This is a genomic window from Flavobacterium hibisci (genome assembly GCF_020026925.1).
GTDB classification, from domain to species: domain Bacteria; phylum Bacteroidota; class Bacteroidia; order Flavobacteriales; family Flavobacteriaceae; genus Flavobacterium; species Flavobacterium hibisci.
Map to the genome: position 1 here is coordinate 311,232 of NZ_JAIQDW010000003.1, position 26,069 is coordinate 337,300.

Sequence of the window (26,069 nt, forward strand, 5' to 3'; positions counted from 1 at the left end):
ACACTTGAATTGTATGCGTAAAATTTTACTTTTTTTACTGGTTTTATTTTGTGGCAATGCTCTGCATGCACAGGTAAATCCAACAATTCAGGATACTACTAAAACAGGATTTTCTGTTGGAAAACTAGAATTAGAAAATCCCCCAAGCGTACTTTCCGGGTACAAATACGATCCTGTCACAGACCGTTATATTTATACGAGTTCTGTTGACGGTTTTTCTATTGATTATCCACTGGTTTTAACCCCAAAACAATACGAAGATTTACTGCTTAAGGAATCCAGAAGAAATTATTTCAGGCAAAAAATGATCGCTGTTGACGGGAAAAAAGCAGGTAGTGAAAACGCAAAAAAAGATTTATTGCCAAGATATTATATTAATTCGAGCCTTTTTGAATCTATTTTTGGAAGTAATACAATTGATGTAAAGCCCACAGGATCAGTTGAGATGGACTTGGGATTACGATATAGCAAACAGGATAATCCTTCATTTTCGCCAAGAAACAGATCAAGTCTTACTTTTGATTTTGACCAAAGAATAAGTATGAGCTTAATGGGTAAGGTAGGTACCAGATTAGAAGTAAATGCCAATTATGATACCCAATCTACATTTGCTTTTCAAAATCTTTTCAAACTGGCTTATACTCCAACAGAGGATGATATTATTCAGAAAGTAGAAGTAGGTAATGTGAGTATGCCTTTAAATAGTACTTTAATTCGTGGGGCACAGAGTTTGTTTGGTGTTAAGACACAGCTTCAATTTGGGAAAACAACTGTTACAGGAGTTTTCTCTGAGCAGAAATCGCAAACAAAAAGTATAGTTGCTGAAGGTGGCGGAACAATTCAGAACTTTGATTTATACGCACTGGATTACGACAATGACAGGCACTTCTTCTTATCACAATATTTTAGAAATAAATACGATGCATCGTTAAGAAATTATCCTTTCATCGATAGTCGTGTACAAATTACCAGATTGGAAGTTTGGGTAACAAACAAACAAAATCGTGTAAGTACAACAAGTAATAATTTGCGAAACATTATTGCACTTCAGGATTTGGGAGAAGCACAGCTTACAGGATTGCCTGATTCTGAAGTCGTTGTTATAAATCCTTCAACGGGTTTTTTTAATACTAATAAGCCTGTTGATTCACCTACAGATAATGAAAACAATAAATATGATCCGGCTGCAATTGGTCAGCCTGGATCATATTTAAATTCAAACATTAGAGAAATTGTTACTGCAAAAAATGGTTTTAATAATGCTGACCCTAACAGAAGTGAAGGAAGGGATTATTCAGTCCTTGAAAATGCCAGAAAATTAACTTCAAACGAATATACTTTTAATCCTCAGTTAGGGTATATTTCATTGCAGCAGCGTTTGGCGAATGATGAAATTTTAGCAGTAGCCTATGAATATACTGTTGGAGGAGTTGTATATCAGGTAGGGGAGTTTGGTAGTGATGGAGTTGATGGTACAGTAGTGACAGGAAGTTCTCAAAATAACAATCAGGCCGTTATCACGCAAAGTTTGATTTTGAAAATGCTAAAAAGCAGTTTAACGAATGTTAATAATCCTGTCTGGAACCTGATGATGAAAAACATCTATCAGATACCTGGGGCTTATCAGATAAAACAAGACGATTTTAGATTTAATATCCTTTATACTGATCCGTCACCAATCAATTATATTTCACCAGTTGATACTGCAAATCCTTTTCCTTCTAATCCAACCGCAGGTAATGAAGTAAAAGACACACCATTATTGAAAGTTTTTAATCTGGATAGATTAAATTACAATAATGATCCACAGGCAGGTGGAGATGGTTTCTTTGATTATCTGCAAGGCATTACTTTTGATGCGCAAAACGGACGAATTATATTTACTACTAAAGAGCCATTTGGAAAGTTATTATTTGATAAATTAAACACAGGTGCAGCTGGAGAAAATTATAATGATCCTTCTACTTATAACCCAAACCAGAGGAAATATGTGTTTAGGAATATGTATAGGACTACACAGTCTGGGGCTTTACAGGACAGTGATAAAAATAAGTTTTTATTAAGAGGAAAATATAAATCATCCGGAAGTGACGGGATTCCGATAGGAGCCTTTAATGTTCCGCAAGGTTCTGTTGTAGTTACTGCCGGTGGAAGAGTTTTGGTTGAAGGGATTGATTATAGCGTCGATTATCAGCTGGGAAGAGTTCAGATTCTGGATGCATCCTTACAGGCTTCAAATACACCAATAGAAGTTTCCTTAGAGAATAATTCTGTTTTTGGTCAACAGACAAGAAGGTTTATGGGATTCAATGTTGAGCATAAAATTTCAGATAAATTTCTTATTGGGGGAACCTATTTGAAGATGACAGAAAGGCCATTTACTCAAAAATCGAGTTATGGGCAGGAATCTGTAAATAATACAATTTTCGGATTTAATGGAAATTATTCTACAGAAATTCCATTTTTCACCAGATTAGTAAATAAACTGCCAAATATTGATACAGATGTACCTTCAACCCTTTCGATAAGAGGAGAAGTTGCTTTTTTAAAACCGGATGCCCCAAAAGCAAGTGATTTTGAGGGAGAAGCTACTATATATGTAGATGATTTTGAGGGGTCCCAATCTACTGTGGATATGCGATCTGCTTACGCCTGGAGTCTTGCTTCTACACCGTTTATTAATTCTGATACAGATACTACTTTTGGTGCAGACTCCAATACTCTTAGTTATGGATATAAAAGAGCTAAACTCGCATGGTATTCTATAGATCCTATTTTTTACACACAAAAACCATCCGGAATATCAAATGATGATTTGTCTTTAAATACTACAAGACGAATTTATAGTAGAGAATTATATCCAAACACAGATATTGCGCAAGGTCAATTACAGGTAATCAATACGCTTGATTTGAGTTATTATCCTTCAGAAAGAGGACCTTATAATAACAATCCAACTTTTGGTTCAGATCCCGTAAATGGTAATTTTGGAGGGATTATGCGTTCTTTAAATTCAACCAATTTTGAACAAAGCAATGTGGAGTATATTCAATTTTGGATACTCGATCCTTATGTAGGAAATGCATCAGCACAGCCTTCTAATGTCGGAAAAATATATTTTAATTTAGGAGAAGTCTCAGAGGATATTTTAAAAGACGGAAGAAAACAATATGAAAACGGACTTGGACCGGATCAGTTAGTGGTAAAGCCAATTTGGGGAGAGGTTCCGGCTTCGCAATCTTTAATTTATGCTTTTGATAATAATACCGGAAACAGAACCAATCAGGATGTAGGTTTAGATGGCCTTCCTAATGGAAGAGAAGGTGCTATTTATACTAATTATGCTGCAGAATCAGACCCCGCAGCTGACGATTATACCTATTTCTTAAACACAACCGGAGGTGTTCAGGATCGATATAAAAAGTATAATGGTGTTGAAGGAAACTCTCCTGTAGATATAAATGATGCAAATCGAGGATCAACAACTTTGCCAGATGTCGAAGATATTAATCGCGACAATACAATGAATACAATCAATGCGTATTATGAGTATAGTATTGATATTAAGCCGGATATGGCTATTGGGCAAAATTACATTACTGATATTAAAGTGGTAAATAATGTTGAATTACCTAATGGAGGAAGTACGACAGCAAGATGGATCCAGTTTAAAATACCGGTTGCACAACCTCAAAGTACTATTGGAAATATTTCTGATTTCAGGTCTATACGGTTTATGAGAATGTTTATGACGGGCTTTAATGATCAGGTTACAGTACGTTTTGGAGCATTAGATTTAGTGAGAGGAGAGTGGAGGAGATATGACGGAACTATGGATAAAGCTGATACCGATCCAACTAATGACGGAACTGATTTTGATGTACAGGCAGTAAATATTCAGGAAAACAGTACGAAATGCCCCGTAAATTATGTTATGCCGCCAAATGTTCAAAGAGAACAATTGTACAATAATAATACGATTATCAATCAAAATGAACAATCATTGGCATTACGTGTTTCCGGTAACGGATTAGAAGCGCAGGATTCAAGGGCTGCTTTTAAAAATGTCAGTATTGATATGCGTCAGTATAAAAAACTGAAAATGTTTCTTCATGCTGAATCTCTGGAGGGTGAAGCAAGTGTTGCAGACAATGAAATGGTAGCCTTTATTCGATTTGGAAATGATTTTACAGAAAACTTCTATCAGGTAGAAATTCCTTTAAAAGTAACTGTCACTGGAGGTGGCTGTAGTATAAATCCTGACTTGGTTTGGCCTCAAGCAAATGAAATGAACCTGGCACTTGATTTACTCACCAGGATGAAGATTAAAGGGATGAGTATCGATATTAATTCTTCAAAAAGAGATATTAATGGGATTTACTACCCTGATAATGATCCTGATGTTTCAGAAGGTGATGGAGATAGTAAATTAGTATTGGGTATTAAGGGAAATCCTAATTTCGGGTTGGTCCGAAATTTAATGGTGGGTATCAAAAATGGGAATACCGTTGATAAAAGAATAAAAGGGGAAGTGTGGTTCAATGAGCTTCGTTTGTCTGATATGGAGAACAAAGGTGGTATGGCAGCCATATTAAACATTGATACAAACATGGCTGATTTTGCTACAGTTTCAGCAACCGGACGTAAAAGTACAATTGGTTTTGGATCTATTGAAGAAGGCGCAAATGAAAGAGACCGTGAAGATATCCAGCAGTATAATATTGTTACGAATTTAAATTTAGGAAAATTACTTCCTCCAAAATGGGGTATAAACCTTCCGTTTAATTATGCAATTGGAGAAGAAGTGATTACACCTGAATATGATCCCTTCAATCAGGATATTAAGTTGAAACAATTGCTCGATGAGACCACAGATCAGGCTCAAAAAGATAATATTAAAAACAGGGCTATAGATTATACCAAACGCAAAAGCATCAATTTTATAGGCGTTAGAAAGGACAGGACACCTGAACAAAAGTCACATGTTTATGATGTTGAGAATTTTACTTTCTCTCAATCTTACAATCAGGTTGAACGTCATGATTATGAAATTGAGGATTATGAGGATGAACTGTCAAATTCATCTGTAAATTATGCTTATACATTTCAGCCAAAAGAAATAACTCCTTTCAAGCAGACCAAATTCATGAAAAAAAGTGAATATTGGAAACTGTTAAGCGATTTCAATTTTAATTATTTACCATCTAATATTTCTTTTAATAGTAATATTATCAGACAAAGTAATCGCCAGCAATTCAGACAGGTTGAAGATGTCCAGGGAATTGGTCTTGATGCGCTTTACAGAAGAAATTTTGCACATAATTATCAATATGGATTCGGTTTCAATCTGACTAAATCTTTAAAATTAAATTATACAGCATCCTCAAATAACATTGTTAAAAACTTTTTGAATGATGATAATACTCCTAAAGAAGATTTTAGCATTTGGGATGATTATTTTGATCTTGGAACGCCAAATCAGCATACACAGCAGCTGGTTTTAAATTATGACATTCCAATTAACAAAGTGCCCGTTCTTAGTTTTATAAAAGCCAATTATTCTTACACTGCAGATTACAACTGGCAGCGTTCTTCAACTGCCTTATCACAATACGAAGAAGAAAATCCAGATGGGTCTTTTACAACATATGATTTGGGTAATACGATTCAGAATGCCAATTCAAATACTTTAAGTACTACTTTTAATATGACTACTTTGTATAAGTATTTAGGTTTGACACCCGGATCTAAAAAAGCAGCAAAAACAAAACCTGCGGGGCCACCAAAACCAGGAGAAAAAGTAGTGAATACCAATAAAGCACAAACAACTAGAAGTCCGTTTTATGATGGTTTAATTGGGGTTTTGACCAGTGTTAAAAATATTCAGATAAATTATACAGAAAACAGCGGAACAGTCTTGCCAGGTTACACTCCCGGGATAGGGTTTTTAGGAACCTCTAAACCAACGTTAGGATTTATTTTTGGTAGTCAGGATGATATACGATATGAATCGGCTAAAAATGGCTGGCTGACAACTTACGATAATTTCAATCAAAATTATACTCAGGTCAATAACAAGCTTTTGAAGGCAACAGCAAATATTGATTTGTTTCCGGATTTTAAAATAGACTTGAGTATGGACAGGTCTTATTCTGAAAATTCTTCAGAGCAGTATAGTGTTGTCAATGGTGAATATACGCCTTTATCTCCTTATACTTATGGAATGTTTTCTATTTCCACGGTATTAATTAAAACCGCTTTTTCTACAAGTGATGAAAATGTATCGGCTGCTTTTGATGATTTTAGAAATAACCGTCTAATAATAGCAAATCGTTTGGCTGAAGATCGGTACGGAAGCACAATTCCGCGATACGACGCTGGAACTCTGCCAATTGAAGATACAAATGTCCCTATAGATAATCTTGCAAATCCAAATAACCCTGATAGAAAGATGATTCAGTCAAATGATGGCTATCCTGTAGGTTATGGAAAAAGTAATCAGGCAGTTTTGCTTCCCGCATTTTTAGCTGCGTATTCAGGAAATGATGCATCGAGTTCCTCGACAGGGATTTTTAGAAATTTTCCTATCCCGAACTGGAGTATAAAATATAATGGATTGATGCGTTATAAATATTTTAAAGACAGATTCAAACGTTTCTCTTTACAGCACAATTACAGGGCATCTTATACAATTAATCAGTTTAGATCTAATTTCGATTATAGCGAAAATCCAAATGGTACAGATGTAAATGGCAATTTCTTCAATAAAACTATTATGTCAAATGTCAATTTGGTAGAACAGTTTAGTCCGTTAATACGTGTTGATTTTGAATTGAAAGGATCATTGAGGGTACTTACTGAAGTAAAGAAAGACAGAGCTTTATCTATGAGTTTTGATAATAATTTATTGACCGAAGTTAAAGGTCTTGAATATGTGGTAGGTTTAGGGTATCGTTTTAAGGATGTAATTTTTTCATCAACTCTGGCCGATAATCCAACCGGAATTATAAAAAGCGATATTAATATCAAGGCAGATTTTTCATACAGAAACAACCAGACTCTGGTTCGCTATTTAGATTATGATAATAATCAATTGGCAGCCGGACAAAATATCTGGTCATTAAAACTTACTGCAGATTATGCTTTCAGCAAGAACCTTACGGCTATTTTCTATTACGATCATTCGTTTTCGAAAGCAGTTATTTCTACATCATTTCCACTAACAAACATTCGTTCAGGATTTACACTTCGATATAATTTTGGGAATTAATTTTGTTATTATAAACTAATTTTAATTAGAAGATTGTTACATTTGTTACTTTAAAATTAAATATCAATTTCAAACATAATAATATGAGCATACCGGCAAATTTAAAGTACACAAAAGATCACGAATGGGTTAGCATAGATGGTGATGTTGCAACAGTAGGAATCACTCATTTTGCTCAAAAAGAGTTAGGGGATATCGTGTATGTTGAAGTAGAAACTTTGGATCAGACACTTGAAAAAGACGAAGTTTTCGGAACTGTAGAAGCCGTAAAAACGGTATCAGATTTATTCTTGCCTTTATCGGGAGAAATCATTGCTTTTAATGAAGATTTGGAAAGCACTCCTGAAGCAGTAAATTCTGATCCTTATGGAGCCGGATGGATGATTAAAGTAAAAATTGCTAACGCTTCAGAAATAGATTCATTATTGTCAGATGAAGCATACAAACAACTTATAGGTGCCTAAACAACTGCTTTTATTGTGGGCAATAATTTGCACAGGGATAATTACCTATCTTTGCCTGACAGACTCAAGTAATATTCCTGCAGTCAGTTTTCCCAGCATTGATAAAATAGTACATTTCTGTTTTCATTTTGGCTTTACAATTTCATGGATTTTGTTTTTCAAAAAAGAATTAAAAGGTAAGACTACGGATGATTTTAAAGCCTACTTAATATCCTTTATATTTTCAGTTTTTTTTGGAATAACTATCGAAATATTGCAAGGTATTTTTACCAAAACCAGGGCAGCAGATGTTGCTGATATTTTAGGTAATGCCATTGGAGCTACAGCTGCAGTTTTTACGGCAATAGCTTTTAAAAAGCAAATTGACAAAATATAATAATTCCCACTTCGGTGGGTTTTTTATTTTCTAAATTTTAAATGTATTTTTGCGCTATCTCAGAATCTTAATTGATATGAATATCAGGCAATATTTAGACTCCACTTACTTGAAGACTGCTTCACAGGCCGGTATTTCAGAAATAGAAAACGATATTGTGGTTCAACATGCAATCACTGAAGCTATTAATGAGGGATTTAAAGTCATTATGATTCGGCCGGAGTATGTAGCTTTGGCCAAGAAAATGATTTTACAGGCTAATTCAAATTTGAGCGTAGGCACTGTTATTGATTTTCCCGAAGGCAAATCAGATTTAGAAACAAAGATCAAAGAAGCGAATCAGGCAATAGCAAATGGTGCAGATGATCTTGATTTTGTTTGCAATTATGAAGCTTTTAAAAACGGTGACACAGAATTAGTAAAACAAGAGATTTTAATAGCAACACAAATAGGGCTGGCAAACAATAAAACAGTAAAATGGATTATTGAAACTGCCGCTTTAACGGAAAAAGAAGTTATTCAGCTTTCATCTTTGATAAAAAACGTTATTATTTCTAATTTTAAAGAGGAAGATTATGCATCGGTTTTTGTAAAATCGTCAACCGGATTTTATAAAACCCAGGACGGTTCTCCAAATGGCGCAACTATCCCGGAAATTATTATGATGTTAGAAAATGCATCGCCATTGCCGATAAAAGCTTCGGGAGGTGTTAAGACTTATAAAGAGGCAATGGAAATGATTGAATTAGGAGTTAAACGAATCGGCACTTCATCTGCAAAAGCAATTGCAAACGGAGAAAATAGCCCAAATGAATAGTAATGAAAATCAAAAATATTTTGAATAAAAGTTTTTTAACGTTCTTTCTGACATTATTATGCATGTCTGTTTTTTCTCAGGAAACAAGCAAATCTTCTGTTAAGCCAGGTTTTTCTGCTGAACGTTTCCCTGTTTTTCCAAATTGTGAAAATTTAGAGTCTAAAAATCTGGAAAACTGCTTTTACAAAGAAGTTCATGATTTTGTATATAACAATTTTGAAGTTCCGGAAAATTTGAAACAGTCAAATTATAAAGGTGAAGTTAAGGTGCTTTTTGAAGTAGATGCAAATGGAGTCTTTAAGGTAATTTATGTAAATGCGACAAATGACAATCTGGCGAAAGAAGCCAAACGTGTTTTTGATAAATTTCCAAATATAAAGCCATCAACTTATAATGGTACTGCAACTTATTCTAAATACACCATTTCGATTGATGTTCCATTAAAAAGCTCAGAGCAGATTGCTGCGGAGAATCTTGCTGCAGCAGAAATTTTAAAACCAATAGAAAAGCCAATGACTGAACTGGATAGTATTGTGTATAAAAAATACAATAATCCTGAATTCGAAAGTCATTTAAATATTCCTTTTTCACACAGTTATTATGCACAGTTTGATGCAGCTATGAATCAGGTGGGGAGTAACAATCATACGGCATCCAAACCTTACACTTATGCAGAAGTTTCAAAATATTATAATTTAAAAGCAGTAAACGAGTCGCTTCAAAAAAAGACTTCTAGCTGGTTAGGAAGAAAATGGTGGAATGAAAATATGGTTCAGATTCAGGGAGAAGATTACTGGTTGTCTTTAAATCCAATTGTTGATCTGCAAATCGGTAAGGCTTCAGATCTGAATGCGTCCTATACTTATGTAAACACACGTGCGATCAATTTCAGAGGAGGTTTAGGAAAACAAATCAACTTTACCACCACAATTTTTGAAAGTCAGGGAAGATTTGCAGGATATTTTAATGATTATGCCAATTCCTTAAAGCCTTCAGGAGGAAATCCTGCGATCATTCCAGGTATGGGAATTGCAAAACAATTTAAAACCGATTCGTATGATTTTCCATTAGCGGAAGCAAATATTTCGTATTCGCCAAGTAAATTTTTCGATTTTCATTTAGGCTACGGAAGAAATTTTATCGGAGACGGATATCGTTCATTATTGGAAAGCGATGGAGCTAGTCCTTATCCTTACTTTAAAATTAATACGACTTTTTGGAAAATAAAATATACCAATACGTATATGTGGCTAAAAGATGTTCGTCCTGAGGCTACAGTTGACAAAACGTATGCATCAAAATACATGGCAAATCATTATCTGAGCTGGAATGTTTCAAATAAGCTGAATTTAGGTTTCTTTGAATCGGTAGTGTGGACAGATACCAATAACAGAGGTTTTGATGTAAATTTTGTTAATCCGATTATATTTTATCGTTCTGTTGAGTTTGCATCATCTTCTAAAAGCGGTAATGCGCTTTTGGGAATTACATCTAAATACAAATGGAATAATAATATCAATTTGTATGGACAGTTATTGATTGATGAGTTTTCATTTGGAGATATAAAAGCGGCAGATAACAGCTGGAAAAATAAAATTGGATATCAGTTGGGTGCTAAATATTTTAACGCCTTTAAAATTAAAGATCTGCTTCTTCAGTTAGAATACAATCATGTTCGTCCTTACGTATATTCTCATAGTGCTGTAATTACTAATTATGCACACAATAATCAAAGTCTTGGTCATCAATGGGGTGGTAATTTTGAAGAACTTGTTGCGATTGGCCGTTATCATAAAGGACGTCTTTTTGCTGATGCGAAATTTACTGTGGGAAAAAGAGGTTTTGATTTTGATACCGCAGAAGATTCTTTTAACTACGGAGGTAATATTTATAAAAGTTATGAAGAAAAACGACCTTATGACAATGGTGTAAAGATAGGTCAGGGCAATAAAACCAATATTTTTATTGCCGATATTCAGGGAGGATATCTGATAAATCCAATGACAAATCTGAAACTTTTTGGAAGTTTTATCTATAGAAATTTCGACCCAATGCAGAACACAGCAACTACTTTTAAACAAAGTACGACCTGGTTTACAATAGGATTGCGTTCTGATCTTTTCAACTGGTATTTTGATTATTAATATTAATAAGACTTTTCGATATAATTGTGTTAAAGATTGGCAAGTCCTTATTTTGAAAAGGTTTTTATTTGGAATTTCTAATTTTATAGTTCAGAATTCTATAATCTAATTTGTACATTTGCACCACTCAAAAAAATAGACAAATAATTACAGGTTGAACGCTACTAAAAATACAATTTCACTTAAATCGATATTTCTGGATTTCAAAGAGATTACCAAAGCTGGTTTAGCTATCAGTGTTTTGTTTTCTTCAATTGCAGGATATTTATTAGGTGTAAATAATGAAAATCCTTTTCAATGGAGTGTTTTAGCTGTTTTAATGGTTGGAGGCTACTGTATGGTTGGTGCTTCTAATGCTTTTAATCAGGTAATCGAAAAAGATATTGATTCTTTAATGGATCGTACCAAAAACCGCCCGGTTCCTTCAGGGCGTATGTCTCCAAAAGTGGCTTTGCTGGTAGCAAGTTTACTAACGATTACAGGAATTGTTTTGTTATATACGATCAATGCAAAGTCTGCAATGTTTGCAGCAATCTCAATATTTTTATATACGAGTGTTTATACACCTTTAAAAACGGTAACCTCATTGTCTGTTTTTGTTGGGGCTTTTCCGGGGGCAATTCCGTTTATGTTAGGATGGGTTGCGGCGACAGGTGAATTCGGGATAGAGGCAGGTACTTTATTTTTGATTCAGTTTTTCTGGCAATTCCCTCATTTTTGGGCTATTGGATGGTTTTTATATGAAGATTATGAAAAGGCGGGTATTTTTATGCTTCCAACAGGAAAAAAAGATAAAGGAACAGCTTTGCAGGTTATTTTATATACAATTTGGCTGATAATTGCGTCGCTGTTACCAATGTTAGGATATACAGGACAATTATTTCTTACGCGAACTGCTGCAATCGTAGTTTTTTTATTAGGACTCTGGATGTTGTTTTATGCTGTGCGTTTGTATCAGTTAAGAACTGCAAAATCGGCCAGAACATTAATGCTGGTAAGTGTTTCGTATATTTCGTTACTGCAAATAGTATTTATAGTAGATAAATTTTTAAGATAGTTATGGAAATGACAATGAAAATAAGTGAAGAACAAGTAAGAAAATCAAAATCGGCAAAACTGATTTTGTTGTTCGCAATGGTGAGTATGACTATGATGTTTGCCGGACTTACCAGTGCGTTTGTGGTAAGTAAATCAAGGGCAGACTGGTTGAAGAATTTTGAATTGCCATCTGCGTTTTATTATAGTACAGCTGTAATTATTGGTTGTAGTATTGCTTTTCATTTGGCAAAAAAAGCCATTCAAAAAGATAAAAGAAGTGCTACTACAGGGTTTCTGCTTGCTACATTATTATTAGGTATTGCATTTGTGGTTTTGCAGTTTGAAGGTTTTGGTCAGATTGTAAAAAGCGGATATTATTTTACCGGTAAAGGGAGTTCTATAACGACTACTTTTCTTTATGTGGTCACTGTTACGCATTTATTGCACCTTGCAGGGGGATTAATTTCTCTTTTAATTGTAATTTATAATCATTTTAAACAAAAATACAATTCAACTCAAACTCTTGGTATAGAACTAGGTGCGATGTATTGGCACTTTCTGGACTTATTGTGGGTTTATTTATTTTTATTTTTATATTTCTTTAAATAAGAAAAAAACGTAAATTTGGGAACTTTTTAACGAATATCTTTTATGGAAGCGACAGTTACTACTGCAAATAACGACGAAAAAACTTGGGGAGGCGGAGAGCATATCCAGCCATTAGGAGCAAGTTATGGTAAAATGATGATGTGGTTTTTTATCGTATCAGATGCCTTGACATTCTCTGGATTTCTTGCTGCTTATGGTTTTTCTAGGTTTAAATTTATTGAAACATGGCCATTGGCTGACGAAGTGTTTACTCACTTTCCATTTATGCATGGTGTTTCGGCTCCAATGTATTATGTGGCCTTAATGACTTTTATTTTGATTTTCTCATCTGTAACTATGGTTTTGGCAGTTGACGCAGGTCATCAGTTGAAAAAGACAAAGGTTGCAATTTATATGTTCCTTACTATTATTGGAGGTTTTATTTTCGTAGGCTCTCAGGCATGGGAGTGGAAAAACTTCATAAAAGGTGAATATGGTGCAATTGAAACAGCAGGTGGAAGTTTGTTGCAGTTTGTTGACAAAGATGGTAAAAGAGTTGCGCTTGCAGATTTTGCAGTAAAATTGCCAGAACAAAGAGAAGCTTTAACAAGAAGCCATTCGACCTGGTTTATGGAAGATGCTGAAACGCAGCCAACATATACTGTTGCTGAAGTGCAGGCAGGTTTTAAAGCACATCCTGAATTATTAATCAGAACTGAAAAATTAACTGAACATAAGAAAAAAACTGTTTTGTCAAGAGAAGAGTCTGAAACTCATTTAGCAAATGCAAAATATGTAGTTGAAGGTGCAAATCTGACAAGAAATGAATACGGAAGCAAATTATTTGCTGATTTTTTCTTCTTTATTACAGGATTCCACGGATTCCACGTATTTTCCGGGGTTATCATTAATATCATTATATTCTTTAATGTATTATTAGGTACTTACGAAAAGAGAAGAAGCTATGAAATGGTAGAGAAAGTTGGTTTATACTGGCACTTTGTAGATTTAGTTTGGGTATTTGTATTTACAGTTTTCTACTTAGTTTAATTTTAGAATTTAATCATTATGTCACACGAGCACGTATCAAATACAAAAAGAATCTGGTTTGTTTTTGCATTACTATCAGTAGTAACTACAGTAGAGGTTATTCTTGGTATTTATAAACCAGCATCATTAGAGTTTAATCATTTTATTGGTTTGAATTTATTAAACTGGATATTTTATATCTTAACAATATTCAAAGCTTACTATATTGTATGGGCATTTATGCACATGGAAGGTGAAAAAAGCAGCCTTAGATGGTCTGTTGTATCGCCTGTTATTTTCCTTGTTCTGTATTTATTGTTCATTCTCTTAACTGAAGGACATTATATTTATGGGGTTTTTAAAGATTCTACTATTAAATGGAATTTTTAACATGATATTAATTCGAAAAGAAGCTCCGTTTAACGGAGCTTTTTTTATTTTTGTAGTCAATAATTTCCGCACTTACAATGAAAAAAAATATAGTTCTCTTTGTGCTTTTTGTTTTGCCAATTGTCGCCTATTTGTTTTTTGCCTCCGGCGTAAATAGTTTTACAACACTTCCTGTAATTACACCAAAAATTAGTGATTTTGGCAATTGGAAATCCTTAAATGGCAAAAAAATTTCACTTGATAAAAAGATAACGATTTTAGGTTTTGCAGGTTCCGATATTTTAAGCAATCGTGGTAATTATTTTAACTTAAACGAAAAAATTTACAAACGTTACAACGGATTTGAAGATCTTCAGTTTGTAGTTTTATGCCCGCTTGGAACTGAAAAGCAAGCTCAGAAGATTGTAGATGCTTTATCTCCTTTTACAGATGTGAAAAACTGGAATTTTGTTTTTGCATCAAACCAAGATATTCAGAAGTTTTATGATCAGTTGCATTTAAAAGCGAAGCTGGACGAAAATCTGGGTACTCCTAATGTTTTTATCGTTGATAAAGAAAGAAATTTAAGGGGGAGAAAAGATGATAAAGAATATAAAGAAGGCTATAATACCTTTCATCCTTCTGAATTGAGCAACGAGATGCTCGACGACTTTAAGATTATTCTTTACGAATACCGTGCAGCTCTTAAAAAGAATCATAATGCTACTAAACAACTCTAAATTTCAATTATAATGTTTAAAAATAAATCATATATCGGAATTTCGTTTATCATTTTAATCTTCGGAATTTATGCTGTGCCTAAAATTGTTGACAGAATCAAAAATGGCGATGTTGTTAAAGGAAATCGGTTAGACAACGTAGGTGAAAAAACTTCTAATGGAGACGCAAAATTACTGACAATAGGAAAGGCTCCAAAATTTGAGCTAATTAATCAGGATAATGTTAAGGTTTCAAATGAAACTTATAAAGGAAAAGTATATGTTTTAGAATTTTTCTTTACAACCTGTCCATCTATTTGCCCAAAGATGAATATGAGTATGTTAGAGATTGAAAAAACCTTTTTTGGCAATCCTAATTTTGGAATTGTTTCTATTACTATTGATCCGGCTCATGACACACCGCAGGTACTGAAAGATCACAGAAAATTGTTAGGTGTCAAATCTTCGACATGGAATTTCCTAACGGGAGATAAAGAAGCTATCATGGATTTGTCAAACAAAGGATTTAATCTTTATGCAGGTGAAAATGCAAAAGTGAACGGAGGATTTGAGCATTCAGGATTATTTGCCTTAATTGATAAAGAAGGAAACATCCGTTGCAGAAAAGATGACTTTGGGAATCCAATTTTATATTATGACGGATTAGATAAAAAAGGAGTAAGAGACATTCAACAGGATATTAAAATATTATTAGAAGAATAAAATGGAAGATCATTCATTAGAAAAAAAATACAATAAATTTATCATTGCTGTTTCAATTGTAATTCCGGTTGTGGTAGCCATTTTATTTGGTGTAAAACTTAAAGATTTTGGTTATAATGTAGAACCGCTATCGTTTTTGCCTCCAATATATGCAGCTATAAATGGTATTACGGCTGTTGTTTTGGTTTTGGCAGTTGTTGCAATTAAAAAAGGGAATCAGAAAACCCATGAACGTTTAATGACAACTGCGATTGGATTATCAGTAGCATTTTTAGTAATGTATGTGGCCTATCACATGACGGCTGATTCAACAAAGTTTGGAGGAGAAGGAGTTGTTAAGTTAATCTATTTCTTTATTTTGATCACTCACATATTATTGTCGATTGCTATTATTCCTTTGGTTTTGATCACTTATGTTAGAGCTTTAGCAAAACGATTTGATAAGCATAGAAAAATTGCTAAAATTACGTTCCCACTTTGGTTATATGTTGCCGTTACAGGTGTAATAGTTTATTTAATGATTTCTCCTTATTATGCGCACTAAAAACAAAAATATTCAAATCTTAAATTCCAAATTTAAAACTTTTGTTTTTGGAATTTTCTTTTTCTTTATTGGAATTGCTTCAAATGCTCAGTGTGCCATGTGCCGTGCTGCGCTTTCAGGAGAGTCTAACATTAAAAAAGCCGAAGCAGTAAATGATGGAATTGTTTATTTAATGGTCATTCCGTATTTGTTAGTAGCTATAATTGGAGTTTTAATTTATAAGATGTACCAATCAAAAAGCAAAAAGACCGAATAAATTCGGTCTTTTTTCATTTCAATCCATTAACAGAAACATTAACTGTTCCGTTTATTTTTATAAATGCTATAATAGCCTGATTGGTTAATTGTATTTTATCAAACTGTATGTCTTCCATTTTTCCATTAATAAATACACCAGGCATTGGGGAATAATTTTTAAGATAAGCGGCCATGGTTTTTTTGCCCTCTTCTAAATTAGGCTGTATGGAATATCGGCAGTTTTCTTCCATTTTTTTTAAGATGTAACCCTGAGCAAGCCAGTTTGCAGTTCGCATCAATTTACTTTTGGTATCCAAAACATAATCCAGTTTATCAAAATAAATTTCTTTGGTCTGAGGATTATATTGAGGAAATCCGTTTAAATATATGGTTCCGTTGACAGATCCTAAAACATCCAGTGCGATTACCATTTTTGCATCTTTATGCCAAATTTCAACATTTTTTACCGTTACCTTTTTATTTCCCGAACCGAATTCCTGTCCTGCAAAATTTTTAGTCATGATTTTTGAAGTATCGACATAACTTGATATAGCAGCAATATTGGTCGTAATTTGATTTGGAATTTTAGCAACTGGTTTCAAAACAATCTTTGAAGCATTAAATTTAGATTCGGGTTGTTTGCCAATAACAGTTTCCATATTGCATTTTATTCCCATGTCCAGTAAAAATGAATCATTTTTAAGTTTGGCATTAGTAGAATATATTTCTACCGGAGCAATTCTGAGCCAGCTCTCATAAGTTTCATTCATTTGAAAAGGAGTGCAGATTTTTTCTAAAGCAGATAAAACATTTGGTTTAAAATCCATTGATTTTTCAATTGCATCATCTATGCTCTTTTCAATTTTGGATTTGAACATTGAGATTGCCGGATTTGCTAAATAAGTGATAGGCATATTTTTTCCAAAAACAGTCATCGTTGGACTTTCATTCCAGTCAAGGGATTTGAACGCTGTTTTTGTATTGAGTTTCCAGTTTGTCAAAGTGACCTCGCTTGATAAAGTAATGATGCCATTTAAATTGAATTCACGTGTGTCATAAAGTGCAACGCCCATTTTTTTAGTGCCAATTCGGTATTTGATATTTGCTTTTAAGGGTAAAATAGTTTTTATCTTTTTATCTGTATTTGCAGGATCATTTTGAATTTTGATTGGCGCCTGTTTCCAGATTTTTATTTCGATATCATCATCCTCAATGTCATTGTTTTCGTAAATTAATCCATTTAAAAGAGCATTGGTTTGATTTTCTATGTCTTTTAATTTTACCGTGATTGGTAAATTAATAAAAGACGGATTACTGTCATAAATCAACGGACTTGCATCATCCGGTTCAGGTTTTAAAGTAGCTAGCTTTTGAGAAGTCGAACAGCTGATGCATAATGTTAAGATTATGAAAAGAACTGAAGAAAAAAGAAATTTCATTTGAAGGTTTTTTAATGAAGCAAAATTAAGAAAACAATTATATTCTTTGAAAAAAGTGTAACAATTAGTCGATAATGAAGTCTTATTCTAAAAGCCATACAAAATTTATTAACTTTTTCTTACCATAAAATACGTAATTAAAATGTTATTATTGTCTTAAAATTCAGCGGTATTATGATTGAAATCAAAGATTTGCATAAGTCCTATAAAATGGGGAGTTCAGAATTGCACGTACTAAAAGGAATAAATTTTAATATAGAAGAAGGCGAGCTGGTTGCTATAATGGGATCTTCGGGTTCCGGAAAATCGACCCTTCTGAATATTTTAGGGATTTTGGATGAAGCAGATTCTGGCAGCTATATCCTGGATAAAACTCCTATAAAAAAACTTAATGAAACAATTGCTTCCAGATATCGAAACAAATTTTTAGGATTTGTTTTTCAGTCTTTCAATTTGATAAATTATAAAACCGCACTAGATAATGTTGCAATGCCCTTGTATTATCAGGGCGTTAAGAGGAAAGAACGTTATGAAATTGCGATGAAATATCTGGAGAAAGTTGGTCTGGGGTCGCATTCACATCATTTGCCAAATGAACTTTCTGGAGGACAAAAACAACGTGTTGCAATTGCAAGAGCTTTGGCATCAAACCCAAAAGTTTTACTGGCAGATGAACCAACTGGTGCTTTAGATACAAAAACCTCCTATGAAGTTATGGAACTTATTCAGGGAATTAATGATGAAGGAAAAACCATTTTGATTGTTACCCACGAACCTGATATTGCTGCAATGTGCAAAAGAAATGTAGTGCTGAAAGATGGATTGATCATTGATGATAAAAAAGTAGAACAAGTTAGAGCTTCAGCGTATGTTTAATATTGAGCGTTGGCAGGAAATATTTGAAGCAATCTCGAAAAACAAGTTAAGAACTTTTTTGACAGGAGTTTCTGTTGCTTCGGGAATTTTTATTTTGGTCATTTTACTGGGTGCAGGTAAGGGACTTCAGAACGGAATTGAAAAGCAGTTCGAGAATGATGCCAAAGGAATAATTGAAGTTTGGTCCGAAACAACAACCAAACAATATAAGGGGCTTAACCCAGGAAGGCAAATTCAGTTAAGAAATAGTGATTATGATCTTCCGGTTAAAAAGTTTGGTGATGAGATTGATAAAAAATCTTCTGTACGCAGTACCTGGGGAGGGATTGTAAGTTATGGAAAAGAGTCTGGAAACTACCAATTTAGAGGAATTAGTCCGGATTACTTGTCTCTTGAAAATGCTACTATTATTAATGGGCGTTTTATTAATAATAGCGATATGATAAATAATGAGAAAGTAGTAGCTATTGGTTTGAAGGTAAAGCAGGACCTGTTTAAAGAAGAAGATCCGATAGGGAAAGAAATTTTAGTCAATAATATTAATTTTAAAGTAATTGGGGTTTTTACAGATCCTTCAGGAGAACGTGAAGAATCAAGGGTTTATATGCCCATGTCTACCAATCAGCGGGCTTTTGGTGCAGGAGATAAAATAAACGGTATGCAGTTTGTTTTAAATAAAAAAATGAATTATGATGAAGCTTTAGCACAATCAAAAAAATTTACAGAAGAGGTAAAGGCACTTTTAAAAAGTAAAAATGTGGTTGCACCTGATGATGATAGTGGAATACGTGCTTATAATTCGGTAGAAGAAGCCAAACAATTTTATGATTTAAATCTTTTTATCAGACTGTTTTTTTGGTGGGTGGGTATTTGTACCATCATCGCCGGAGTTGTAGGGGTAAGTAACATTATGCTTATTGTGGTAAAGGAAAGAACAAAAGAGATTGGAATTAGAAAAGCGCTTGGGGCATCACCATTTTCTATTATTTCTATGATTCTTCATGAGTCTATTTTTATAACTACTATAGCAGGTTTTACAGGTTTATTGGCGAGTCTTTTATTATTAGAATTTGTTGGGCCAATGGTTCAGAGCGAATATTTCAGAAATCCTGAAGTAGATTTTGGCGTGGCTTTAACAACGCTTGTTTTGCTTGTATTTGCAGGAGCAATGGCTGGCTTTTTTCCGGCATACAGAGCTGCTAAAATAAAACCTATTGTAGCACTTAGAGACGAATAAATATGTTTAGTAAAGATAATTGGGATGAGATTTTACAGGCTTTAACCGCCAACGTTTTCAGAACAGTCCTGACAGCATTCGGGGTATTTTGGGGTATATTTATTTTGGTAATATTACTTGCCGCAGGAAACGGCCTCGAAAACGGTGTAAAAAAAGGGTTTGACGGAATAGCGACAAACACCATGTTTATGTGGAGTCAGACAACATCAAAAGCTTATAAAGGCTTGCCCAAGGTGCGCCGGTATGATTTTAGAAACAGTGATGTTGCTTCTTTAAAGGAGGCTTTTCCGGATTTATTATATGTTTCCCCACGAAATCAATTAGGCGATTTTAATGGAACTAATAATGTCGTTAGGGGAACAAAAACTTCGGCATTTACCATTTATGGTGATTATCCCGAACTGATTAAGCAACAGCCGATGGATATCATAAAAGGACGTTTTATCAATCAGCAGGATATTCTTGAAAGAAGAAAAATAGCAGTGATTGGAAAAGGTGTTATTGCGGAGCTTTATGGAAAAGAAGAAGAAGCTGTTGGCACTTATGTGAAAATTAACGGAATAAATTTTATGGTTGTTGGCGTTTATAAATCGAAACAACAGGGAGGAAATGCAGAGCAGGAACAAAAAAATATTTTCATCCCTTTTACTACTTTTCAGCAGTCTTTTAATTATGGGGATAAAGTAGGCTGGATGGCACTTACTGCAAAAGATGAAACCTCCATTACAGATTTAAAGCCAAAGATTTTGGACAAAATAAAAGCACTTCATTCTATAAATCCTAAAGATGATCGTGCAGTAGGAAACTTCGATTTGTACGAACAGTTTAACAAGGTACAAAGTCTTTTTACTATTTTAAAAATCATTGCCTATTTTGTAGGGACTTTGGTTTTGATTTCAGGCGTAATTGGTATATCCAATATTATGCTTATTGTGGTAAAAGAAAGAACTAAAGAAATAGGAATACGAAGGGCTTTAGGGGCAACTCCGGGCGCTATCAGAGGACAGATTTTGTCAGAATCTATATTTTTAACAATCATTTCAGGTATGTTGGGAATTGCTGTAGCAACAGGGCTTATCGCGCTTTTAAATATGTTTTTAGATTCAATGCCCCCAAACAGCAATACCATGTTTGCAAATCCAAGTGTAGATTTAAGAGTAGTATTTGTGGCTTTATTAATCCTTGTTGGCTCAGGATTACTGGCAGGATTTATACCGGCTCAGACAGCAATCAATGTAAAACCGGTGGATGCTTTACGAACAGAATAAATTATCAATCAAAATATAATCGAATTAACAACTAACAAAATGAAAAAAGGAGTAACCGTAACCATTTTAATTTTTATTGCTATAGTTTTCTTTGGCGCACTTTATTATCTGTATGCTAAAAATCAGGAGTCACCAGTTGTTTTTAAAACTGAAAAAGCTGAAATTAAAACGATTGTAAAAAATACGATTGCAACAGGAAATATCCAGCCAGATGAAGAGGTTCTGATCAAACCTAATATTTCAGGTATTATTGAGTCTGTTTATATTAAGGCGGGTGAAAAAATCAAAGCAGGAGATATGATTGCAAAAATCAGGGTTGTTGCTAATGTTTCTAATGTAAGCAGTACTCAAAATCAGGTTCAGACCGCTAAAATTGCATTAGACAATCAGGAGAAAATCTATCAGAGACAAAAAACATTATTTGATAAAGATGTAATTTCTGCAAATGATTTTGATGCAGCCCAACTAGCTTATAAACAGGCAAAACAAAATTATCTGTCAGCAAAACAAAGTCTGGATATCGTAAAAACAGGAACTACATCTTCATTAGGAAGCTATGCAAATACACTGATTCGTTCTACTGTAAACGGAATGGTTTTAGACGTGCCTGTAAAAGTTGGAAATCAGGTTATTGAAAGTAATAATTTTAATGAGGGAACTACAATAGCAAGCGTGGCAGATGTTGGAAGAATGATTTTTGTTGGAAAAATTGATGAATCTGAAGTAGGTAAAATAAAAGAAAGAATGCCTATTGAAATTACAATTGGAGCAATTGAAAACAAAAAATTTATGGCTGTTTTAACCTATATAGCTCCTAAGGGAGTAGTAGAAAACGGAGCTATCCAGTTTGAGATCAAAGCCTCTTTAGAAAATAATGATGCCACTTTTATCAGAGCAGGCTTAAGTGCAAATGCTTCTATTATTTTAGAAAAAGCAGACAAAGTTTTGGCTATTAAAGAATCATTGGTTCAGTTTGACAAAAAAACTCAAAAGCCTTATGTTGAAATCGAAACAGCACCTCAAAAGTTCCAAAGAAAAGATGTAGTTCTGGGTGTAAGTGACGGGATTTATGTTCAGATTAAAAGCGGTGTTAAGGCATCTGATAAAATTAAAATCTGGAATCAGGGACTCATCAATGAGGGAGAAGGCGAAAAAAAATAATTTGATTATTTAAAGCGATTTTTGGACTTATAAAACGTTAAATTTGCATGGTATCTGCTGTGCTTTCATTTCAAAATATATGAAAATAAATAAATGTAATAGTTTTGTTTTTGCTCTCCTGTTTGGATTAGCATTATCTACACAGGCTCAAACAAAACAATGGACACTGGAAGAATGTGTGCGCTATGCACTGGATAATAATATCACAATCAAACTATCTGAATTAGATGTTAAGAATTCTGTCATAGATAAAAGAGGAGCTCTGGGAAATTATCTTCCTGCTGTAAATGCAAATGCTTCACATTCATGGAATATTGGATTAAATCAAAATATTACAACAGGATTGCTTGAAAATCAAACTACACAATATTCATCAATTGGGGCGAGTGTTGGTGTTGATATTTACAAGGGTTTACAAAATCAGAATACTTATAGAAGAGCTAAACTTTCTATAATTGCTTCAAAATATCAATTATTAAAGATGCAAGAAGATATTTCATTAAATGTCGCCAATGCATTTTTAGAAATTCTTTTCAATAAGGAAAATTTAAAAGTAAAAAAGGAACAGCTTGCTATTGATGAAAAACGATTTAAGCGTTCTGAAGAAATGGTAAATGCGGGTACAATTCCTCGCGGAGATTTATTCGATTTAAAAGCTACTGTGGCAACAGATCAACAAGCTATTATTGTAGCTGAGAATAGTTTGTTAATTTCTAAATTAAGTTTGGCTCAGTTATTACAACTTAAAGAATTTGCTGATTTTGATGTTACCGATAATACCAATGTACAGGATGAAAATAACATTATGGCGCAAAACCCAACTGATATTTATAATAAAGCAAAGGAAACAAGAACAGAATTAAAGCTTGCACAAACTAATCTGGAAATTGCGCAAAAAAATGTATCCATTGCGAAAGGAGCTTATCAGCCAACTTTGAGTGCTTTTTATAACTTTAATACCAGAGCAAGCTATTCAGATATTATTACAGGATCTACTTTAAATACGGCAAATCCAACCAATCAAATAGGCTTTGTTGAAGGAACTAATCAGTCTGTGTTACAGAATAATTACTCACCTGTTTTGGGAAATGCGGCGCCTATTCTGGATCAGTTTGATAATAATAAAGGGCAGTCTTTTGGAGTTCAGTTATCTATTCCGATTTTCAATGGATTCTCTGCAAGAAATAATGTAGAACGTAATAAAGTAAGCCTGGAAAAATCTAAAATTGATCTTGAGCAAAAAAGTTTAGATTTGCAGCGTAATGTTTATACTGCTTTTACGGATGCAAAAGGAGCGTTAAATGCTTATGAATCAGCAACAATAACTTTAGAAGCAAGACAACAGTCTTATAACTATGCTAAAGAAAAGTATGATGTTGGCTTGATGAACTCTTTCGATTTTACTCAGGCACAAACTTTGTTAACAAACGCACAATCAGATGTAATTAGAGCAAAATACGATTACATGTTTAAAATAAAGATACTTGAATTCTACTTCGGAATTCCAATTGTCCCAATTATCAAAAACTAATTATCATGTCAAAAAAAACAATTTATTTCTTAATTGGCGGTGCAATAATTATAATTGCAGCTTTAATAGGACTTTCAAAATCGGGAGTGATAGGAAATAAGGACGAAGGAAAAGAAGTAGAGATATCAAAAGTAGTAGCTTCCACAATTGTTGAAACCGTTTCGGCTACAGGTAAAATTCAACCTGAAATAGAAGTTAAAATTTCCCCGGAAGTTTCGGGCGAAATTATTTTATTAAATGTAAAAGAGGGTCAGGTTGTTAAGAAGGGAGATTTATTAGTGAAAATAAATCCGGATTTATACACTTCAAGTTACAATCGTTCAGTTTCAAATTTATCAGGAACAAAAGCTGGTTTGACACAATCGGAGGCTAGTTTTAAAGAAGCAAAAGCGAATTATGAACGCAATAAAACTTTGTATGACAAAGGTGTTATTTCTAAGTCTGACTGGGATAAAGCGATCGCTTCTTTTGAAGTTGCAAAAGCTACAAGACAAAGTTCTTACTATAATGTTCAGAGTGCTTCTGCATCGGTAAATGAAGCAAAAGATAATTTAGGCCGTACTACCATATATTCTCCTGCAGACGGAACCATTTCTGTACTAAATGTAGAATTGGGTGAACGAGTTTTAGGAACACAGCAGATGGCAGGAACTGAACTTTTAAGAGTGGCCAACCTTAATAATATGGAGGTTGAAGTTGATGTTAATGAGAATGATATTGTAAAAATAAAAATTGGAGACGAAGCAAATGTTGAAGTGGATGCCTACCTAAAAAAGAAATTTAAAGGTGTTGTAACCAGTATTTCTAATTCGGCAAGTACAGCTTTAACATCAGATCAGGTAACTAATTTTAAGGTGAAAGTTCGTATTTTAAAAGAATCCTATCAGGATTTATTAGAAGGAAAACCAGCTTCGTATTCGCCATTTAGACCAGGAATGACCGCAACGGTTGATATTATTACAACAACTAAAACAAATGTTTTGGCTGTGCCTATCAGCTCTGTTGTGGTAAAATCGGATACAACTGCTGTGAAAGATTTTAAAGTTGAGGATCCGAATGAGAAAAAAACAGCGCCAAAAAGCGATAAAAAGTTCGAATGCGTATTTGTGAAAGTGGGTGATAAAGCAAAAATCAGAATTATCAAAACCGGAATTCAGGATGATACTAATATCGAGGTGACGTCAGGATTGAAACCAGGCGATGTTGTTATTACCGGGCCTTACACGACAGTATCTAAAGAATTAAATTCGGGAGATAAGGTAAAACTTAAAAAAGCTGAAGTTACCAAAAAATAAAATATTGATATGATTTCACTATGTGGAAGCCCTCCGGCAAGTTTTATGATGGCATTTATTACCGGACTTATTCTGGCTGTAATCCTTGTCTTTATTAGTCATTATAAAGTGTATAATAGCCAATATTACAAAGAAGAGTATGTTTATTTTTCTGTCTCTAAGAAAGTGATACTCTATTTGAGTTTTCTGGCGATTAATTTATGTATTTTGCCGCTTTTGCTTTTAATATGTGTTTTTCTTTTTTCAAATAATAATTAAAATAAAAAATTTTGTCTTTTATTCTTAATATCGAAACCGCTACCAAAAATTGTTCAGTAGCAATTGCTAAAAATGGCGAAACAGTTATATGCAAAGAAATAGCAGAAGAAGGGTATTCCCATGCCGAAAAGCTACATGTTTTTATTGAAGAAATAATAGCTGAATCAGGGATTTCTGTTCATGATTTAGTCGCAGTTGCTGTAAGCCAGGGACCAGGTTCTTATACCGGGCTTCGGATTGGGGTATCAGCAGCAAAGGGATTGTGTTTTGCCTTAAATATTCCGTTGATTGCAGTAGATACTTTACAAACCTTGGCATCTCAGGCTAAAATTTCTGAGGGCAAAATAATTCCAATGCTGGACGCCCGGAGAATGGAAGTGTACAGTGCAATTTTTAGTGCTGAATTAAAAACTGAAAGAGCAATTCTTGCAGAAGTAATTGATGAAAATTCATTTAAAGATTTCACAGAAACACTGTATTTTGTTGGTGACTGTACAGAAAAATGCAAGACAGTTTTAACTAAAGAGAATTTTGTGTTTTTAGAAGATATCAAATATCCTTCCGCTGCAGCAATGAGTAAAATCAGTTACGATAAATATCAAAAAAGCGACACTGTAGATGTCGCTTACTTTGAACCTTATTATTTGAAAGATTTTATGGTTGCTGCACCAAAAAAACAATAATGG

At 33.8% G+C, this 26,069-nt stretch carries 22 protein-coding genes; 21 read left to right on the forward strand and 1 reads right to left on the reverse strand.

From position 1 onward, the window contains the following. The first annotated feature begins 13 nt into the window (after positions 1-13). The 13 genes from sov (at position 14) to K8B81_RS05410 (ending at position 16,337) form a co-directional block, all read left to right on the forward strand. Positions 14-7,270, forward strand: coding sequence for a T9SS outer membrane translocon Sov/SprA (gene sov / locus K8B81_RS05350; RefSeq protein ID WP_223679616.1), 7,257 nt, complete (start codon positions 14-16; stop codon positions 7,268-7,270). An 83-nt stretch (positions 7,271-7,353) separates the two neighbouring features. After that, entirely contained in the window at positions 7,354-7,734 is a 381-nt protein-coding gene (gcvH, locus tag K8B81_RS05355) for a glycine cleavage system protein GcvH (protein ID WP_223679618.1), read from the forward strand. Further along, entirely contained in the window at positions 7,727-8,110 is a 384-nt protein-coding gene (locus K8B81_RS05360; RefSeq protein WP_223679620.1) for a VanZ family protein, read from the forward strand. Before gcvH ends, K8B81_RS05360 begins: the two co-directional genes overlap by 8 nt. A 76-nt stretch (positions 8,111-8,186) precedes the next feature. Beyond that, positions 8,187-8,927 (forward strand): deoxyribose-phosphate aldolase, encoded by a 741-nt coding sequence (deoC, locus tag K8B81_RS05365; protein ID WP_223679623.1) that lies wholly within the window; start codon positions 8,187-8,189, stop codon positions 8,925-8,927. 2 nt (positions 8,928-8,929) lie between these two features. Further along, on the forward strand, positions 8,930-11,071 hold the full coding sequence (locus tag K8B81_RS05370) for an energy transducer TonB (RefSeq protein ID WP_223679625.1): 2,142 nt from the start codon (positions 8,930-8,932) through the stop codon (positions 11,069-11,071). Positions 11,072-11,225: 154 nt separating this feature from the next. Continuing rightward, entirely contained in the window at positions 11,226-12,128 is a 903-nt protein-coding gene (gene cyoE, locus K8B81_RS05375; protein ID WP_223679627.1) for a heme o synthase, read from the forward strand. A gap of 2 nt (positions 12,129-12,130) precedes the next feature. Next, positions 12,131-12,718, forward strand: a complete 588-nt coding sequence (locus tag K8B81_RS05380) for a cytochrome c oxidase subunit 3 (RefSeq protein WP_223679629.1) — start codon at positions 12,131-12,133, stop codon at positions 12,716-12,718. A 42-nt stretch (positions 12,719-12,760) separates the two neighbouring features. Further along, complete coding sequence (locus K8B81_RS05385; protein WP_223679631.1) at positions 12,761-13,747, forward strand: cytochrome c oxidase subunit 3; 987 nt, start codon at positions 12,761-12,763, stop codon at positions 13,745-13,747. Between the two features lie 18 nt (positions 13,748-13,765). Next, positions 13,766-14,116, forward strand: a complete 351-nt coding sequence (locus K8B81_RS05390; protein ID WP_223679634.1) for a cytochrome C oxidase subunit IV family protein — start codon at positions 13,766-13,768, stop codon at positions 14,114-14,116. Positions 14,117-14,193: 77 nt separating this feature from the next. Continuing rightward, the gene (locus K8B81_RS05395) at positions 14,194-14,835 is read left to right on the forward strand and encodes a hypothetical protein (protein ID WP_223679636.1); all 642 of its coding nucleotides are present in this window, start codon (positions 14,194-14,196) and stop codon (positions 14,833-14,835) included. A 12-nt stretch (positions 14,836-14,847) separates the two neighbouring features. Continuing rightward, positions 14,848-15,537 carry an SCO family protein gene (locus K8B81_RS05400; protein WP_223679638.1) on the forward strand — a complete coding sequence of 230 codons (690 nt, stop codon included), beginning with the start codon at positions 14,848-14,850 and terminating at the stop codon, positions 15,535-15,537. Between the two features lies 1 nt (position 15,538). Further along, entirely contained in the window at positions 15,539-16,081 is a 543-nt protein-coding gene (locus K8B81_RS05405) for a DUF420 domain-containing protein (protein WP_223679640.1), read from the forward strand. Further along, positions 16,071-16,337, forward strand: a complete 267-nt coding sequence (locus K8B81_RS05410) for a hypothetical protein (protein WP_223679642.1) — start codon at positions 16,071-16,073, stop codon at positions 16,335-16,337. The genes K8B81_RS05405 and K8B81_RS05410 overlap by 11 nt, the downstream gene beginning before the upstream one ends. 13 nt (positions 16,338-16,350) lie before the next feature. Here the strand turns inward: K8B81_RS05410 and K8B81_RS05415 are convergent, their stop codons facing one another. Continuing rightward, positions 16,351-17,757, reverse strand: a complete 1,407-nt coding sequence (locus K8B81_RS05415; protein ID WP_223679644.1) for a DUF4403 family protein — start codon at positions 17,755-17,757, stop codon at positions 16,351-16,353. 174 nt (positions 17,758-17,931) lie between these two features. On the opposite strand from K8B81_RS05415, the gene K8B81_RS05420 reads away from it, so the two are divergent. The 8 genes from K8B81_RS05420 (at position 17,932) to tsaB (ending at position 26,066) form a co-directional block, all read left to right on the forward strand. Next, entirely contained in the window at positions 17,932-18,633 is a 702-nt protein-coding gene (locus K8B81_RS05420) for an ABC transporter ATP-binding protein (protein WP_223679646.1), read from the forward strand. Next, a complete protein-coding gene (locus tag K8B81_RS05425) occupies positions 18,626-19,870 on the forward strand; it encodes an ABC transporter permease (protein WP_223679648.1) in 1,245 nt (414 codons plus the stop codon). Before K8B81_RS05420 ends, K8B81_RS05425 begins: the two co-directional genes overlap by 8 nt. Before the next feature lie 2 nt (positions 19,871-19,872). Beyond that, positions 19,873-21,138 carry an ABC transporter permease gene (locus K8B81_RS05430; RefSeq protein ID WP_223679649.1) on the forward strand — a complete coding sequence of 422 codons (1,266 nt, stop codon included), beginning with the start codon at positions 19,873-19,875 and terminating at the stop codon, positions 21,136-21,138. A gap of 39 nt (positions 21,139-21,177) precedes the next feature. Further along, positions 21,178-22,299, forward strand: coding sequence for an efflux RND transporter periplasmic adaptor subunit (locus tag K8B81_RS05435; RefSeq protein WP_223679651.1), 1,122 nt, complete (start codon positions 21,178-21,180; stop codon positions 22,297-22,299). Between the two features lie 79 nt (positions 22,300-22,378). Beyond that, positions 22,379-23,830: a TolC family protein gene (locus K8B81_RS05440; RefSeq protein ID WP_223679653.1), complete on the forward strand. Its 1,452-nt coding sequence runs from the start codon at positions 22,379-22,381 to the stop codon at positions 23,828-23,830. A gap of 5 nt (positions 23,831-23,835) precedes the next feature. Next, on the forward strand, positions 23,836-25,125 hold the full coding sequence (locus K8B81_RS05445) for an efflux RND transporter periplasmic adaptor subunit (protein ID WP_223679655.1): 1,290 nt from the start codon (positions 23,836-23,838) through the stop codon (positions 25,123-25,125). A gap of 9 nt (positions 25,126-25,134) precedes the next feature. Beyond that, positions 25,135-25,383, forward strand: a complete 249-nt coding sequence (locus K8B81_RS05450) for a hypothetical protein (RefSeq protein ID WP_223679657.1) — start codon at positions 25,135-25,137, stop codon at positions 25,381-25,383. Positions 25,384-25,394: 11 nt separating this feature from the next. Then, a complete protein-coding gene (gene tsaB, locus K8B81_RS05455) occupies positions 25,395-26,066 on the forward strand; it encodes a tRNA (adenosine(37)-N6)-threonylcarbamoyltransferase complex dimerization subunit type 1 TsaB (protein WP_223679659.1) in 672 nt (223 codons plus the stop codon). The last annotated feature ends 3 nt before the right edge of the window (positions 26,067-26,069 follow it).